We start from the raw sequence: 15,995 nt of genomic DNA on the forward strand, positions 1-15,995 counted from the left end.
ATGATCACATGCCGCGTAAGAAACTCAGTTGATATTCCCATTCTTTCAGAAGGGCATATTGCCTCCTTCGTTTCATTTGAAGGATTTACATCACCAAATGAACACATTGCTATTATCATGGGTGAATATAGAAATAAATCTCCACTCGTACGCATTCATTCTGAATGTTTAACTGGCGATGTTTTTGGCTCTCATCGTTGTGATTGTGGCGCACAATTACATGAAGCGTTAAATCAGATGAGTCAAGAAGGTGGAATTCTATTATATCTCCGCCAAGAAGGGCGCGGAATTGGATTATACGCCAAATTAGATGCTTACAAATTACAAGATAAAGGATTAGATACCTTCGAAGCCAACAAGCAACTTAACTTCCCAGAAGATGGACGAGACTTTTCTATTGCTGCAAATATGTTAACTGCTCTGGGTATTACTCATTGCCGGTTAATCACAAATAATCCAGAAAAAGTGACTGCATTAAAAGAACATGGGATACAGGTGGATGAAGTGATATCTACAGGTATTTATATCACTAAACATAACCATTTTTATCTTATGACCAAAGTTAATAAGAAAAACCATTCAATAAAGCTAAATCCCCCTCCTACAAGAAGGTCATAATAAAATGAAACATTTTTCTCCAATAAGTGGTATCGCCTCTTTTCAAGAACGTTACTTAGCCACCGCTGGTTATGATAATCAGGTTATCCTTTGGGATGCGCAAAACAAGCAAGCGATACATCGCGTCAATCATGATCATCTAGCCAACCAGTGTTCATTCAGCCCTGATGGTCGTTGGTTAGTCAGTGCCAGTAGTGATTATAGTGCCCGAATTTGGGAAGTTCCTGCCATGCAGCTAAAAACCGCATTACTCGGACATGAAGACGATGTCGAAATGGCGGTTTTCAATCCGACCAGCGATATTGTTGCGACTTGCTCACGGGATAAAAGCATCCGACTATTTCGCGTTGATAATGGGCAATGTCAGCATATCCTGCGTGGGCATGATGCTGATGTTATTTCTGTCAGCTGGAGCACAGATGGTAATACGTTAGTATCAAGTAGTGATGACGGCACTATTCGTCGTTGGGATACTATCAAAGGGGCCGAAATTGAATGTATCGACCTCAACGGAGTAGAAACGGATACTATTGCTTTAGCTAAAGATGGAACAATCTTTGCTGGCAATGACGAAGGTAAACTCATCATCGTTAATGCGACAGGCAAAGAAAGCATGCAAGCACATGCTGCGGGTGTTAAGCGTATAGTCTGGGATGAACAGAATAACCGCCTAATCAGCCTCAGCTATGATCGTTCAGTCGTTTTATGGGAATTCGTCAATAATTCGCTGCAAAAACTTGCTGAAAGTTCTCTGCCTAGCCTTATATGGCCTAGAAGTTGTGCATTCCTTGGTAAAGAGCGGGTTGCTTTTGTCACTTTTGGCTCTACTTATGCCGTCTGGGATCATAGCTCAAATACTTGGGATCTTGCTGGCATTGAACACGCGATCAGCCTCAATGCAGTAGCAATCTATGAAAACAAAACCTACTCAATTGGCGATGCAGGAATATTATTCATCGACGGAAAGCCAGAAGTTGTGATGGGCACCCTCTGCAATTTCCTTCTCCTTTTTGGGAAAAATATACTGACCGGTGGTCAAATGGGACAAGTTTTTGATGCAATCAGCGGTAAATTAATCTATCAACACCGTTCTCCACTGAATTGTGGTGTCACTTTTACCCGCAATGGGCAACCCCATGTAGCTATAGGAACTTATACTGGCGAAGCTCTTATCTTTAATCTCAATGAGAATGGCGCTGTGTGTTTCCTGCAAACAGTGCCTTTGCATGATAATGCAATCAAAGGACTGGCAGCCAATGATAAATATATATTCAGTGTATGTGCTGATGCCGCCGCTGCATTCCACAGAATAGACAATTTTAAATTACATTCTTATATCGAAAAAGCACACGACCGTATTTCCAATGACTGTACGTCTATCAATGAAGGATTTGCAAGCATTGGTAGAGATCTCACTCTGAGGCTTTGGAGAGGTAATAACGTTGAAATCCATAAAACGCCTCATATACATTCAGTAAAATGTATTTCTGTTTCTGACGACCAACAAATTATTGCAACGGGAAGTTATGGCGGAACTGTTAGCTTATTCGATTTGCGGGAATGTAAATGGATTTCTACCCATAAACCGACTACCAGTGGCATCTCATGCATGACTTATTCATCAAAAGATAACGCATTTATTGCCAGTTCTTATGATGGAAACCTATATCCAATTGAAGTTAGAACATAAAGATTTTCATTTTTATACCCTGAAACGGGCTGAGTCGCGTTATGCTATCTGTCATACATTGGGGTACGCCCTGCCTGATTACCTGACTAAAGCCGAGCCAAAAGTATCGCTTATAGTTCGGCTTTTCCCAGAAGAAAATAAATTTAATTCTGCAATTTTTTTACTGTTATTGATTGCTTTCATTACCACTTTTTTGAATGAAGATGGGCATAAATGATTTTAATCTAACATTGTAATAATGATATATTTCTATCCCAAAACAGAATGAGCGCATCAATTTTTTAAAGGATTTATAATGAAAAGACCATTTAGTGTTTGGGTAATGCTAGTTGGATTGTTAATTTTTTCACTGGATCACTTCATCGGCATAATTAAGTTAGTCAATGTAATACAGGTGTACTTCAAGCAGCTCGAATCAACATCTACAATACATTATTTCATAGTTTATTTAGTCGTGAAGACCGCTGTTTTCGGCATATTTATCTTAGGATTTATCTCAACATTATCACCCAAAAAACATGCCAAAAAAGTGCTTTTACTCGCATGGACAATATTCATCTTCGTATTTCTAATTAGGCAATATGAAGCATACTATGAAATCGATGATAGATACCTTAAATACGACAATGATTCCGAGCGGGCCGGAGCTCTCATTGCTGCTGCTATCCAATTCACTCTCTACCTTTCCGTATTAATAAACTTGATCTTCTCCAAGAGGACAGCAAATTACCTCAAAAAAAATAACAATAAGAGTCAAGTTGATTCAACACTGAGCGATAATAAAATTTAGAGTATTTTGCTCTGATTCAACTCAAGCATATATGTTAAGAGCCTATTTCATCAGGCTCTTAATTTTGCTAAAAAATCAACCGAACAGTTTCCTGTTCGGCTTTCATTATTTAAAAACAGGCAAGAGCCAGAACTAGCCTGTATTGCGCATACCTGCTGCAACACCTGCAATGGTCACCATCAAGGCCTGCTCGAGGCGGGGTTCAGGATTTTCCTGCTGACGGGAACGTTGCAACAATTCCGCCTGTAATACGTTCAACGGATCGGTATACACGTTACGTAATGCGATGGATTCTGCAATCCACGGCAAATCCGCCATTAACTGCTCATCCTGCGAAATAGTCAGTACTGTTTTGATATCTTCCGCAAGCTGGTTACGCAGCTTTTGGCCCAATGGCCAAAGTTTAGGCTCTACTAACCGTTGATCATAATATTCCGCCAACCATAAATCTGCTTTGGCAAATACCATCTCCAGCATCGCAATACGCGTGTTGAAAAATGGCCAGTGATGACACATATCGGTTAATACTGATAACTTACCGGCATCAATCACTTGTTGAAGCGCCGCCCCAGCGCCCAGCCATGCCGGTAACATCAAACGGTTTTGTGTCCAGGCGAATATCCACGGGATCGCACGCAAACTCTCAACCCCCCCCGTCGGACGGCGCTTCGCCGGCCGCGAGCCCAGCGGTAATTTCGCCAGCTCTTGTTCTGGCGTCGCCGCCCGGAAATAGGGCACGAACTCCGGTTGTTCACGAATATAGTCACGATACATATCGCAGGAAACATCCGAAAGTGTATCCATAATCAGATGCCATTCTGCTTTGGGTTCCGGTGGCGGTAATAAGTTTGCTTCCAGAATTGCACTGGTATACAGCGCAAGGCTGCTGATTGTTACCTGCGGCAAACCAAACTTAAAGCGGATCATCTCGCCTTGTTCCGTTACCCGCAATCCGCCTTTCAGGCTGCCCGGAGGCTGGGAAAGTAACGCTGAGTGCGCCGGTGCGCCCCCACGCCCGATTGTACCGCCACGCCCGTGAAACAAGGTCAGGGTGACCCCTTCCCGTTCACACTCTTTTATCAGGGCATCCTGCGCCCGGTATTGTGCCCAGGACGCTGCCATCACTCCCGCGTCTTTAGCTGAATCAGAATAACCAATCATGACCATCTGCTTGTTTTGGATCAGATCACGATACCATCCAATCCCCAATAGTTGCCGAACAACGCTTTCTGCATTATTCAGGTCATCAAGGGTTTCAAACAGCGGAGCAACCGGCAGTTTCAACGAGCATCCCGCTTCTTTCAGCAATAATTTCACTGCCAGCACGTCAGAAGGCACTTTTGCCATGGAGATAACATAAGCGGCTATCGCATCTTCCGGCGATTCTGCAATCACTTTACACGTTTCGAAAACTTCTTGAGTTTCTGCACTGGGTTGCCAGTCACGCGGGCTAAGCGGACGTTTCGAATTCAGCTCACGCAGCAGGAACGCCTGTTTATCCATTTCCGGCCAGCTTGCATAATCGCCCATTTCCAAATATTGCGTCAGTTCTGCAATCGCATCAGTATGGCGGGAACTTTCCTGCCGAATATCAATGCGCACTAATGACAGGCCGAAACAACGAATTCGGCGCAAGGTATCCAGCAGTTGTCCGTTCGCGATAATTTCCATGCCGCAAGCTTTCAATGATTGATAGCACGCATACAACGGCTGCCATAGCTGCTCGTTATGCAAGAGCAAATCAGCAGGTGGCAATGCTTGCTCACCCTTGAGGTGCTTTTCCAGATAAGCCAGTGTATTGTTTAATTGTGTCCGCAATTGCTTGGCAATTTCACGGTAAGGTTCCAGAACATGTTCACCTCCGGCCATTGCCCGCAGTTCAGGCGTACATTCCGACATGGAAAGCTCAGAAACCAATACCTGAATATCTTTCAAGAATAAATCTGCGGCTTTCCAGCGACTGAGCAGCAAAACGTGACGGGTAATTTCAGCCGTTACATTAGGGTTTCCATCACGATCTCCCCCCATCCAAGAAGTAAACCGGATCGGCACACTCTCCACCGGCAAACTGTAACCAATGGATTCTTCCAACTGTTCATTAAATTCACGCAGAAATGCGGGCACACCTTCCCACAAACTATTTTCAACCACCGCAAAACCCCATTTTGCTTCATCAATTGGGGTGGGGCGAATTTTACGGATTTCATCGGTATGCCATGACTGGGCGATCAATTGGCGCAATCGACGCATGATATTATTGCGTTCATAATCTGCTAAATCGTCGTGGTCCAGCTGTGCCAGACAACCATTCACTTCAACCAATTTGTGAATTAAAGTACGGCGGGCGATTTCTGTTGGATGGGCCGTCAGGACCAATTCAATCGATAAGTCATCAACGGCTTGCACCAATTCATCATGACTGAAATGTTTTTTCTTAAGGCGCTCGAACAATACCGCCAGTGCTACCGGATTGCTGGCAGCCTCACCATGTGGCGAAATGCTGTGATATTGTTCAGCAACGTTAGTCAGGTTTAAAAACTGATTAAACGCACGGGCGACAGGCAGTAACTCATCATTGGATAAATTTTCCAATGTTGATAACAGTTGCTGGCGATGAACTTCGTTACCTGCACGGGAAGATTTGGATAGTTTCCTGATTGTTTCAACTTTCTCAAGAATATCTTCACCCAAAGCTTCTTTGATGGTGTCGCCCAGCAACTTGCCGAGCATACTGACATTACTTCGCATTGCGGAATATTGTTGATTCATATGGTTCCTGGCCTTGTGTTACTGTATATCGCCCACTTCACCTGATAATTGGTTCAATCGGCATTTACCCTGCATCTGTCAAGATTATCACTGTTCTTTTGTTTATCTTTGACTCTCTATTCATATCAGAATATGAATTATTTTGAGTAGATTTTTATGAAATTTCGTCAAGATTTCTTTTTGATAAGCTTTTATGAGCGAGTTTGATGGGTTGAGAAAAAGGCAGGGATCGATGTTATATCCCTGCCTGCAATCCCGTTTTGGGAAGTGAATGAGTTACAGAAGTTGTGACAGGCGATTTAAATCCGATTGGATAGCCCCCGCAGTGACATCCCGCCCTGCGCCCGGCCCACGGATCACCAACGGATTGTCACGATACCAACGGCTTTCTATCGCAAACACATTATCTCCCGGCAATAATGCCGCCAATGGATGCTCACTGCGTACCGCTTCTACGCCAACTTTCGCCTTACCACTGGCATCAAAGCGTGCGACGTACCGGAGTACCATGCCCATTTCCTGTGCAGCTTCCAAGCGTTGTAGCATCTGTGTATTAATGGCGGCACTGTTTTCAAAAAACTCTTCAATGGAGCCTGTTTTGGCCTCTTGCGGAACCAGAGACTCAACGCGCACTTGATCAGGCTCGATGTCATAACCCGCTTCGCGTGCCAGAATAATCAGCTTACGCATCACATCCTGACCGGAAAGATCAATCCGTGGATCAGGTTCAGTCAGCCCTTGCTGCCAAGCTTGTTCCACTAAATCGCTGAAAGGTACAGTTCCGTCAAACTGCAAGAACAGCCATGATAATGTCCCGGAAAAAATCCCGCTGATGGATAAAATCTTATCCCCGCTTTCTCGCAAGTCTCTGACAGAATAATTAATCGGCAGACCCGCCCCGACTGTGGCGTTATATAACCAATGGCGGCCTGTTTTGGCAAAAGCATCGCGAATATTACGGTATGTATTGCTGTCAGAAGAGCCTGCCACTTTATTGGCACTGATAACATGAAAACCATAGCTGGCAAAATCAACATATTCCTTTGCCATGTCTTCACTTGCCGTCACATCAAGCACAACCAAATCATCATAAGGATGTGCTCTCATCCATAAAAACAGGGCGTCATATTCGTGCTCAATCGCCTCATCATCAAAGAAAGCCAGTGCACGGCTGGGATCAATCCCCTGATAATTCAGCAAACTCCGGCGACTGTCGACAATCCCCGCCAAAATAAATTCAAAATCACTGCGGGCGGAAATATTCTTCTGCTCCCGGGCAAACAGTTCCAGCCAACGCGAACCAATGTTTCCTTTGCCGAATAGCACCAAGCCAATGCGCTTTTCTGCCCGGAATAGGCTTTGGTGCAATCCTTGGATCAAATGTGAGGTTTGTTTCAATCGAAGCACAGCAACAAGGCTGATGCCATCTTCTGCATGCCAAATAAACTCAACGGGCTGATCTTTGAGCTGTTGATAAAAACGGTGGCTGTGCAATGGATTCTTGCACACTCCCGCTCCCACCAGCGCAACCAATGCCAATCCTTCACGTAATAAAAGTTTTCCCGGCAAGGAAGCATCCTGCAATACCTCAATCACACTGCCCACAACTTCAGAGGTATAACAAAACTGGATCAAATTGCAGTCGGTATGCAACCCTGTCGCCAACGGCCGGAGCTGGGCTCGTTTCAATAGCAGGTCAATATCTTTGTATATTTGCTTGAAATCATGGGATGAGGAAATATGCAATTCAATTAAGCAGACATCATCATGACTCGTGACGATCTTCGCCCCCGTGCCTGTCGCCAGAACACGTTCAATTCGGGTAGAGCCCTGCTCAGGCTGATAGCTGCAACGCAATTGCAGATCAATATCGCTGACAGAAACCGGCTGCAATGTGCGGGTATGGAGTACCGGCGCAGCTAAGCGCGCTAATTCACTTGCCTCATCCAGACGCAGCAAGGGTAATAAACAGGCATCTTTTACTTTGCGCGGGTCTGCACTGTAAACCCCCGCGACATCACTCCAAATCGTGACTCTTTTCGTTCCGGCCAATGCGCCGACCTGAGTCGCTGAATAATCGCTGCCATTACGCCCCAACAGTACGGTTTCCCCCTCTTTATTGCTGGAGATAAAACCGGTCACGACCAAGCGTTTACTGGGATTCTGAATTAATAACTGCTGGAGCAAAGGTTGGGACAGAGCAACATCAACCTGCGGTTGGGCAGCCCGCTCTGCCCGCAGGAATTGACGGGCATCCAACCATTCACTGGCAATTCCCTGCTCTTCAAGCACCGCAGCCATCAGGCGTGCAGACCAAATCTCACCATGGCCAACGACTTCTGCATAGGTAATCTCGGTTACAGGTTTATCCAACAATGCACTCAATCTTTCCAGATCAGCAACAAATTTTGCCACCAGCTCTTCCGCTACGGTTTCAGGCAATAATCCCCGAATCAGTTCTTGCTGATAGCGCCGCAACGATTGTTGGATTTGATGTGCCGAGATGCGATCACTTTGGCTCATTTTCAGCCAGTCAATCAACTGGTTGGTCGTACTGCCTGCCGCTGATACCACCATCAAATCACCCGGCTGGCTATAGTTCGCCATAATATTCGCAACTCGCTGATAACATTTCACATCAGCCAAACTACTGCCGCCAAACTTATGTAACTGGCGGCCAGATTCCGCCCCCGCTGTTGCCAGTGCACTCATGATTAATGATTACCTCGTTGCCGCTGCCTGAAACGCATTGTCCAGATCAGCAATTAAATCCTGACTATCTTCAATTCCCACAGAGACACGAAGAAGCAAATCCGTAATCCCTGCCTGAGCCCTTGCTTCAGCCGACATTCCCGCATGTGTCATGGTTGCTGTATGCGATATCAACGATTCCACACCACCAAGAGATTCGGCCAGAGTAAATAATTTTAACGCAGATAAAAAACGACGTACTGTCTGTTCATCGCCCTTTAATTCGAAACTCAGCATCGCCCCAAAACCCTTCTGCTGCTTAATGGCAATGTCATGCCCGGGATGATCCGGCAAGGCAGGGTAATAGAGTTTTTGCACTTGCGGCTGCTGTTGCAAATAATCAGCAATGGCAACCGCATTATTTTGCTGGAGCAAAACCCGGGCAGATAAAGTGCGGATGCCCCGCAATAACAGATAACTGTCAAAAGCGGCTCCTGTCACACCAATGTTGTTTGCCCACCATGCTAAATCTTCAGCAATGGCCGGATCTTTGGCAATAACAGCACCGGCAATCAGATCAGAGTGCCCATTGAGATATTTCGTACAAGAATGGACCACTAAATCAGCCCCGAAATCCAGTGGTTTTTGCAGTACCGGGCTAAGAAAAGTATTATCCACAATCGTCAGTGCACCCACCTCATGTGCCAACCCACAAATATATTGGATATCCACAATCCTCAGCAAAGGATTACTCGGCGTTTCAATCAGCACCAGTTTAGGTTTTTGTGCCAATGCGTGTTTCAACGCCTGATCATCCGCCTGATCAACAAAAATGACCTGATATGCACCACGTTTGCTCAGACTGTCAAACAAACGATAGCTCCCTCCATAGCAATCATGGGGGGCAACCAACACATCTCCGGGTTTCAAAAAAACAGTACATAGCAGGTGAATCGCTGACATGCCGCTACTGGTTATCACCGCCCCCGCTCCACCTTCCAATTCTGCCAGCACCTGCTGGACAACATCGCGACCGGGATTACCCCGTCGAGAGTAATCATGCGCTCTTGGTTCATTGAAACCGGTAAAGTTATAGGTACTGGAAAGGTAAATAGGTGGAACAACACATCCGTATTGTTCATCAATATTTGAACCACTCTGAACTGCTATCGTCGCTTGTTTGAATTCCATGGCCCTTACCCGCTGTCGTTGTTCTTAGAACTATGCAAAATGAGAACTATGCAAAATTAGAAATATGCAAAATCAGTGCTATGCCAAATAAATCAGATGCAAGAATAACGGCCAGAAAGATAGACGTCAACACATCTAGACATCCAAACAAACTTACGCTTTAATACACCCTATCAAGCCATTGCCCATATTCCTTATATTGTTTCTGGTTATATTTTATGAATTCGTGCGATTGGAACAATATAGTCAGTGGGGGAATTATGCTAGACTACTGCATAACCGACATGGCAACAGACCAGAAATATTCTCCGATTTCTGGTTACAATGAATTGATTTAAGACTATTTAAGGTATCTCATGGCTGAGTGGAATGGTGAGTATGTCAGCCCTTATGCTGAACATGGCAAAAAAAGTGAACAAGTAAAAAAAATTACGGTTTCAATTCCGTTAAAGGTATTGAAAATACTGACCGATGAACGCACTCGCCGTCAGGTAAATAATCTTCGTCATGCAACAAACAGCGAATTGCTGTGTGAAGCTTTTCTCCATGCGTTCACTGGACAACCACTGCCTGATGATGATGATTTGCGCAAGGAGCGTCATGATGAAATCCCCGAAGCGGCAAAAACCATGATGCGCGAACTCGGTATTGATCCTGATACATGGGAATACTGATGAAACAAAAACGCCCGATGCAAAACAACGGGCGTTTTTGTTTCAACTAACCTGCCTGCATTGATTGCAGGCAGGAAAAAGTCATTACTTCTTAGTGCCTGGAACGCTGAAACGTTTGTTAAAGCGATCAACACGACCACCTGTTGCAACATCACGCTGCTTACCAGTATAGAATGGGTGGCATTCGCCACAGACGTCCAGGTTCAGTGCGTGACCTACGGTGGATTTGATTTTCATTGAATTACCGCAAGAACAAGATGCAGTAACTTCTTCGTATTTAGGATGGATACCTGCTTTCATGGGAAAACCTCTGTTAAGGCCGTGTCGCCATCCAGCCCTGTTGCCGCCAGATACCACACGTCGTGTTGATTAAAATAAGTATCGGTAATTTCTATACCAAAGGCGGCGGATCATACAGAATATCTGGTTATTGTGCAATGAGATCTGCCGATTTGCTATGATATCCTTATCACTATACCCTTCACCTTTCATCATCCGGAAATCACCTTATGACAGTTGTTCAGGTTGTGTTACCTGTCCCCCTAGCCCGCGCTTTTGACTATCTATTACCGCCTGCACTGCCTCTGCCAGCGCTCGGGGTGCGGGTCGTCGTACCGTTTGGCACTCGCAAAGCGATAGGTATCGTAGCCGGGATTGCAGACAGCAGTGAGTTCCCCCTTGAACAACTCAAGTCAATTTCTTCCATTCTCGATACCCAGTCAGTTTTTCCTGATGACCTTTGGCAATTACTTCTATGGTCAGCCAGTTATTACCATTATCCACTGGGTGAAGTGTTGTTTCATGCCTTGCCGGTCATGCTGCGCCAAGGCAAAGCCGCTGAATTTGCCCCTCTCTGGCAATGGAAAATCACGGGGGACGGGCAGGAATTCCCTCTGGGGCAAATACGTTCAGCCAAGCAAAAACAGGCCTTGGCCGCCTTGCGCCAGCATCCTGTTTACCGCCATCAAGTCTCTGAACTGGAATTGAGTGAAAGTGCATTAAAGTCTTTGCAAAAGAAAGCATTGATTGACTTATATCCGATACAACCGGCAGCAGAAGACTGGCAAGCCCATTTTAAAACCTTCGGGGAGCGGCCAACCCTCAATACCGAACAAGCTATCGCAGTGGGAGCCGTCCGGGCAGAAGACCAAACCTTTTCTCCTTGGCTACTGGCAGGGATCACAGGATCAGGCAAAACAGAAGTCTACCTCAGTATATTGGAAAACATCCTTGAACAAGGTAAACAAGCGCTGATTTTAGTGCCTGAAATCGGTTTAACTCCCCAGACTATCCGCCGATTCAAAGGTCGTTTCAATGCTCCCGTTGATGTCCTTCACTCTGCCCTGAACGACAGCGAACGACTGGCGGTTTGGCTTCGGGCAAAACGGGGAGAAAATGCCATTGTCATAGGGACACGTTCGGCACTCTTCACTCCCTTTGCACAGCTGGGAGTCATCATTATTGATGAAGAACATGACAGCTCCTACAAACAACAAGAAGGCTGGCGTTATCATGCCCGTGATTTGGCGGTCTTTCGTGCCAAAAAAGAGAACATTCCCATCATTATGGGAACAGCCACACCGTCTCTGGAAACACTTTACAATGCACAGCAGGGGAAATACCGTCAGCTCACCTTAACCAAGCGGGCAGGCCATGCTCAACCTGCGGTACAGCATTTGCTGGATTTGAAAGGATTGCCGTTAACGGTCGGATTGTCACAACCCCTCATTAGCCGCATCAGGGAACATCTCAAGGCGGATAACCAAATCATTTTATTCCTGAACCGCCGTGGCTATTCACCTGCCATGCTCTGCCATGAATGTGGATGGATAGCAGAATGCCGACGTTGTGATCACTACTATACCCTGCACCAGAACTACCGTCATTTGCGTTGCCATCACTGTGACAGCCAGCGACCCATTCCGCATCAGTGCCCACAATGTGGTTCCACCAACTTAATCCCTGTCGGACTGGGCACTGAACAGTTGGAGGATGGCATTACAAAGCTGTTTCCTGATGTTCCCGTGACTCGCATCGACAGGGACACCACTAGCCGCAAAGGCGCACTCGAACAACAACTGGCTGAAATACACCAAGGCGGGGCCCGCATATTGATTGGCACTCAAATGTTAGCGAAAGGCCATCACTTCCCGGATGTGACGCTGGTCGCCTTACTTGATGTCGATGGTGCTCTCTTTTCTGCCGATTTCCGGTCTGCTGAGCGTTTCGCCCAACTGTATACACAAGTCTCCGGTCGGGCTGGGCGGGCGGGGAAACGGGGAGAAGTTGTCCTGCAAACTCACCATCCGGAGCATCCTCTTTTGCAGATTTTGCTGGAGAAAGGCTACGATGCATTTGCCCAACAAGCCATGGAAGAACGGCAACAAGTGCACCTTCCCCCTTTTGCCAGTCATATCTTGCTCCGGTCAGATGATCAAGACAATCAGCATGCTGCCGCATTCTTACGGCAATTGCGCCAACTATTTGAACATCATCCGCAATGTGACGAACATTTATGGATCATGGGACCCGTCCCCGCATTACAGGCCAAACGCAGCGGCCGTTATCGCTGGCAATTAATGATCCAGCACCCTTCACGTATTTTCCTACAGAAAATGATGGCAGGGATCTACCCACAAATCTCCAAGCTGCCTCAAGTCCGCAAGGTGAAATGGAGCATTGATGTTGACCCTATCGAGGGGTAATAACAGAAAAACTTTGGCGAATAACATAAATAGAAATAATTATTTCCTTAATTTGCGAAGCATCTCTAAGAAATGATTCATATCACATTTTTTATGCAAACAAAGTAACTGATTGCCCGGTTGTTCAGTTTAAAATGAAATTATTAGAATGACTGTAGAAAGCAACCCGCCGGTTTTCCCTTTTCTGGAATGACTGGCTTTTTTTTAGCTGCCGGAGAGCAATCGTTTCGCTGCCTGTAGTTAAGGTAAGGAGTGAACTATGGAAAAAAAGAATTGCACGTTGGCAACTATGAAAGATGTCGCCAAAGTGGCTGGTGTTTCTACCGCAACTGTATCAAGAACGCTTATGAATCCTGATAAAGTTTCAGCACGGACACGCCAGAAAGTCGAAAATGCCGTACTGGAAGTGGGTTACTATCCTCATAATCTTGCCAAAAACTTACGGCGCAATGAATCCCGGGCCATTTTGGTTATTGTGCCCAGCATCAGCGATCCTTTTTTTACTGAAGTGATTCGTGGTATTGAAGAAACCGCGGCAGAGCATGCCTATTTAGTTTTAATTGGTGACTGCAAACACCAGCAACAAGAGCATGCATTCATTAATCTTCTTATTACCAAACGCATTGATGGCATGATACTGCTAGGCTCCAACATTCCTTTCGGTGTCTCCAAAGAAGAGCAAAAAAACCTGCCGCCGATGGTCATGGCCAATGAATTTGCACCAGAGCTGGAATTACCCACCGTTCATATTGACAACCTGACCTGCGCCTTCAATGCCACCCACCATTTGCAGAAGTTGGGACATACACGCATCGCCTGCATTACCGGGCCTGAAAACATGCCACTCTGCCACTATCGTTTGCAAGGCTACATTCAAGCATTGCGGCGTACCGGCGAAGATATTCGCAAGGAATACATTATCCGTGGTGATTTTACCCATGAAAGCGGAGCCAAATTGGCAGAAACCCTGCTGACTTTACCTACGCCCCCAACTGCCATTTTCTGCCACAGCGATGTCATGGCGATGGGAGCCATGTGGCAAGCTAAAAAAATGGGGTTAAAATTACCAGAAGATCTTTCTGTTGTTGGTTTTGATAATCTAGACTTGGTTCAATATTGTGACCCGGCTCTGACCACGGTGGCGCAGCCTCGTTATGAGATTGGCCATCATTCCATGCTTTTATTACTGGAGCAACTTCAGGGACGTCTGGTTTCTAAAGGCTCAAGACTATTGGATGCCGAATTAATCATTCGTGAAAGTAGTTGTTCGCCTAAAAGCTAGCCAAATAACAGTAGGTTAAGTAACATTAATAACCTATTCTTTAATTTTTAATAAATCAGCGAATTAAACAGTGGCACAACGAGATTATGTGAGTCGCGGGCGTAACAATCCCCGTCGGAAAGGTACTGGTAAGAAAAAAAATCAGTCTCAAGGATTACCCAAAACTACATTAGCCGTTGCTGTGGCCTTGATGGTCACGTTTGTTGGTGGCCTTTATTTCATCGTGCACAACAAAAAAGAAAGTGTACAAAATGCGCCTCACCCCACTCAACAAACTAAAAATCATGGTCTGCCACCAAAACCAGAAGAGCGTTGGAGTTATATTAAAGAATTGGAGAATCGCCCGGTCAATGAGTCTTCGATCCAGGAGCCCAGTGCAACATGGAATCAACCACTCAACAATGCAACTCAATTAACAGCGGAACAGAAACAGCTGCTTGAACAAATGCAGGCAGACATGCGCCAGCCTCCGGTTTCATTGAAGGAAGTCCCTTATAACAGCGAACCAGTTCCACGTTCACGCGTTGAAATCATTCCTCCGGCACAGCAACACATGGCAAAAGCACAATCGGAGCCGTCTTTGCCAGAACTGACACCAAGGGCTGAGCAAGACAATAAACCTGCGGCCAACCTCCCAGTCAACAATCCGAAGACAACAACAAAGGGAGCCGGCTGGGTGCTGCAATGCGGCTCTTTCCAAGCGATGGAACAGGCTGAGTCAGTCCGTGCCAGCCTTGCGTTCGCGGGCATAGAAAGCCAGATTACCACGCAAAATCATTGGAACCGCGTCATTGTTGGCCCTTACAAAAACAAAGAAGGGGCTGAAAAAATGCGGGAGAATGTGACAAATGCAGGCGTGCCTAATTGTATTCTCCGCCCGGCCGGGGGTTGAAAAATCAAAAGATTCCCCCATCTTAATCGCTAATAACCTACATGCGGCGCTTATTCCGGCAATTTTGCAATGAGCTGTTAAATAAACAGGACATTGCGACATAACAGGCCAACACGCCGTATGTACCCATCTACTCTATTTGTAACCAGGGGCTAACTCGTGACTACAATCGTAAGTGTTCGCCGTAATGGCAAAGTTGTCATCGGTGGTGATGGACAAGCAACAATGGGACATACCGTAATGAAAGGTAATGTCCGTAAAGTACGCCGCCTTTACAATGATAAAGTCATCGCGGGTTTTGCCGGCGGTACTGCTGATGCTTTCACGCTGTTTGAACTATTTGAGCGCAAGCTCGAAATGCATCAGGGACATCTAACCAAAGCGGCCGTTGAACTTGCCAAAGACTGGCGCACGGATCGCATGCTACGCAAGCTGGAAGCCCTGCTTGCTGTCGCCGATGAAAATGCTTCTTTGATTATTACAGGTAATGGTGATGTGATTCAGCCTGAAAATGATCTTATCGCTATTGGTTCCGGCGGTTCATATGCGCAGGCAGCAGCTCGTGCAATGTTGGAAACAACTGAACTCAGCGCCAGGGAAATTGCAGAGCGCGCATTGTCCATTGCTGGCGATATCTGCATTTATACCAACCATAATCATAACTTCGAAGAACTGCCTTCGAAAGCGTAAGGA

The 15,995-nt window shown here is 45.9% G+C and carries 12 protein-coding genes; 8 read left to right on the forward strand and 4 right to left on the reverse strand.

What is annotated here, in order from left to right:
* The 3 genes from ribA (at window position 1) to Xsze_RS03615 (ending at window position 3,098) form a co-directional block, all read left to right on the forward strand.
* Window positions 1–618, forward strand: coding sequence for a GTP cyclohydrolase II (gene ribA, locus Xsze_RS03600; protein WP_038240035.1), 618 nt, complete (start codon window positions 1–3; stop codon window positions 616–618).
* 4 nt (window positions 619–622) lie between these two features.
* The gene (locus Xsze_RS03605) at window positions 623–2,308 is read left to right on the forward strand and encodes a WD40 repeat domain-containing protein (RefSeq protein WP_038240033.1); all 1,686 of its coding nucleotides are present in this window, start codon (window positions 623–625) and stop codon (window positions 2,306–2,308) included.
* Window positions 2,309–2,603: 295 nt separating this feature from the next.
* Window positions 2,604–3,098: a hypothetical protein gene (locus tag Xsze_RS03615; RefSeq protein ID WP_038240028.1), complete on the forward strand. Its 495-nt coding sequence runs from the start codon at window positions 2,604–2,606 to the stop codon at window positions 3,096–3,098.
* A 132-nt stretch (window positions 3,099–3,230) separates the two neighbouring features.
* On the opposite strand, the gene ppc is transcribed toward Xsze_RS03615, so the two are convergent.
* From ppc to metB, 3 genes are all read right to left on the reverse strand, one after another.
* A complete protein-coding gene (gene ppc, locus Xsze_RS03620) occupies window positions 3,231–5,867 on the reverse strand; it encodes a phosphoenolpyruvate carboxylase (protein WP_038240025.1) in 2,637 nt (878 codons plus the stop codon).
* 276 nt (window positions 5,868–6,143) lie between these two features.
* Entirely contained in the window at window positions 6,144–8,579 is a 2,436-nt protein-coding gene (locus Xsze_RS03625; RefSeq protein ID WP_038240023.1) for a bifunctional aspartate kinase/homoserine dehydrogenase II, read from the reverse strand.
* Between the two features lie 9 nt (window positions 8,580–8,588).
* Entirely contained in the window at window positions 8,589–9,749 is a 1,161-nt protein-coding gene (gene metB / locus Xsze_RS03630; RefSeq protein WP_038240021.1) for a cystathionine gamma-synthase, read from the reverse strand.
* A gap of 356 nt (window positions 9,750–10,105) precedes the next feature.
* Here metB and metJ point away from each other — a divergent pair, with 356 nt between their 5' ends.
* On the forward strand, window positions 10,106–10,423 hold the full coding sequence (gene metJ / locus Xsze_RS03635) for a met regulon transcriptional regulator MetJ (protein ID WP_038240019.1): 318 nt from the start codon (window positions 10,106–10,108) through the stop codon (window positions 10,421–10,423).
* Window positions 10,424–10,507: 84 nt separating this feature from the next.
* Here the strand turns inward: metJ and rpmE are convergent, their stop codons facing one another.
* Complete coding sequence (rpmE, locus tag Xsze_RS03640; RefSeq protein ID WP_038240017.1) at window positions 10,508–10,723, reverse strand: 50S ribosomal protein L31; 216 nt, start codon at window positions 10,721–10,723, stop codon at window positions 10,508–10,510.
* A gap of 209 nt (window positions 10,724–10,932) precedes the next feature.
* Here rpmE and priA point away from each other — a divergent pair, with 209 nt between their 5' ends.
* The 4 genes from priA to hslV all read left to right on the forward strand — a co-directional run bounded on the left by priA (window position 10,933) and on the right by hslV (window position 15,992).
* On the forward strand, window positions 10,933–13,128 hold the full coding sequence (gene priA, locus Xsze_RS03645) for a primosomal protein N' (protein WP_038240014.1): 2,196 nt from the start codon (window positions 10,933–10,935) through the stop codon (window positions 13,126–13,128).
* Between the two features lie 259 nt (window positions 13,129–13,387).
* Entirely contained in the window at window positions 13,388–14,410 is a 1,023-nt protein-coding gene (gene cytR / locus Xsze_RS03650; protein ID WP_038240011.1) for a DNA-binding transcriptional regulator CytR, read from the forward strand.
* 70 nt (window positions 14,411–14,480) lie between these two features.
* Window positions 14,481–15,302: a cell division protein FtsN gene (ftsN, locus tag Xsze_RS03655; protein ID WP_038240009.1), complete on the forward strand. Its 822-nt coding sequence runs from the start codon at window positions 14,481–14,483 to the stop codon at window positions 15,300–15,302.
* 159 nt (window positions 15,303–15,461) lie between these two features.
* The gene (hslV, locus tag Xsze_RS03660; RefSeq protein ID WP_038240007.1) at window positions 15,462–15,992 is read left to right on the forward strand and encodes an ATP-dependent protease subunit HslV; all 531 of its coding nucleotides are present in this window, start codon (window positions 15,462–15,464) and stop codon (window positions 15,990–15,992) included.
* Window positions 15,993–15,995 lie beyond the last annotated feature (3 nt).

It is taken from the genome of Xenorhabdus szentirmaii DSM 16338 (assembly GCF_002632585.1).
Lineage (GTDB): Bacteria > Pseudomonadota > Gammaproteobacteria > Enterobacterales > Enterobacteriaceae > Xenorhabdus > Xenorhabdus szentirmaii.

Coding starts and splice junctions, on each gene's coding strand:
- ribA (WP_038240035.1), top strand. CDS start 1: ATGATCACATGCCGCGTAAGAAACTCAGTTGATATTCCCATTCTTTCA.
- Xsze_RS03605 (WP_038240033.1), top strand. CDS start 623: ATGAAACATTTTTCTCCAATAAGTGGTATCGCCTCTTTTCAAGAACGT.
- Xsze_RS03615 (WP_038240028.1), top strand. CDS start 2,604: ATGAAAAGACCATTTAGTGTTTGGGTAATGCTAGTTGGATTGTTAATT.
- ppc (WP_038240025.1), bottom strand. CDS start 5,867: ATGAATCAACAATATTCCGCAATGCGAAGTAATGTCAGTATGCTCGGC.
- Xsze_RS03625 (WP_038240023.1), bottom strand. CDS start 8,579: ATGAGTGCACTGGCAACAGCGGGGGCGGAATCTGGCCGCCAGTTACAT.
- metB (WP_038240021.1), bottom strand. CDS start 9,749: ATGGAATTCAAACAAGCGACGATAGCAGTTCAGAGTGGTTCAAATATT.
- metJ (WP_038240019.1), top strand. CDS start 10,106: ATGGCTGAGTGGAATGGTGAGTATGTCAGCCCTTATGCTGAACATGGC.
- rpmE (WP_038240017.1), bottom strand. CDS start 10,723: ATGAAAGCAGGTATCCATCCTAAATACGAAGAAGTTACTGCATCTTGT.
- priA (WP_038240014.1), top strand. CDS start 10,933: ATGACAGTTGTTCAGGTTGTGTTACCTGTCCCCCTAGCCCGCGCTTTT.
- cytR (WP_038240011.1), top strand. CDS start 13,388: ATGGAAAAAAAGAATTGCACGTTGGCAACTATGAAAGATGTCGCCAAA.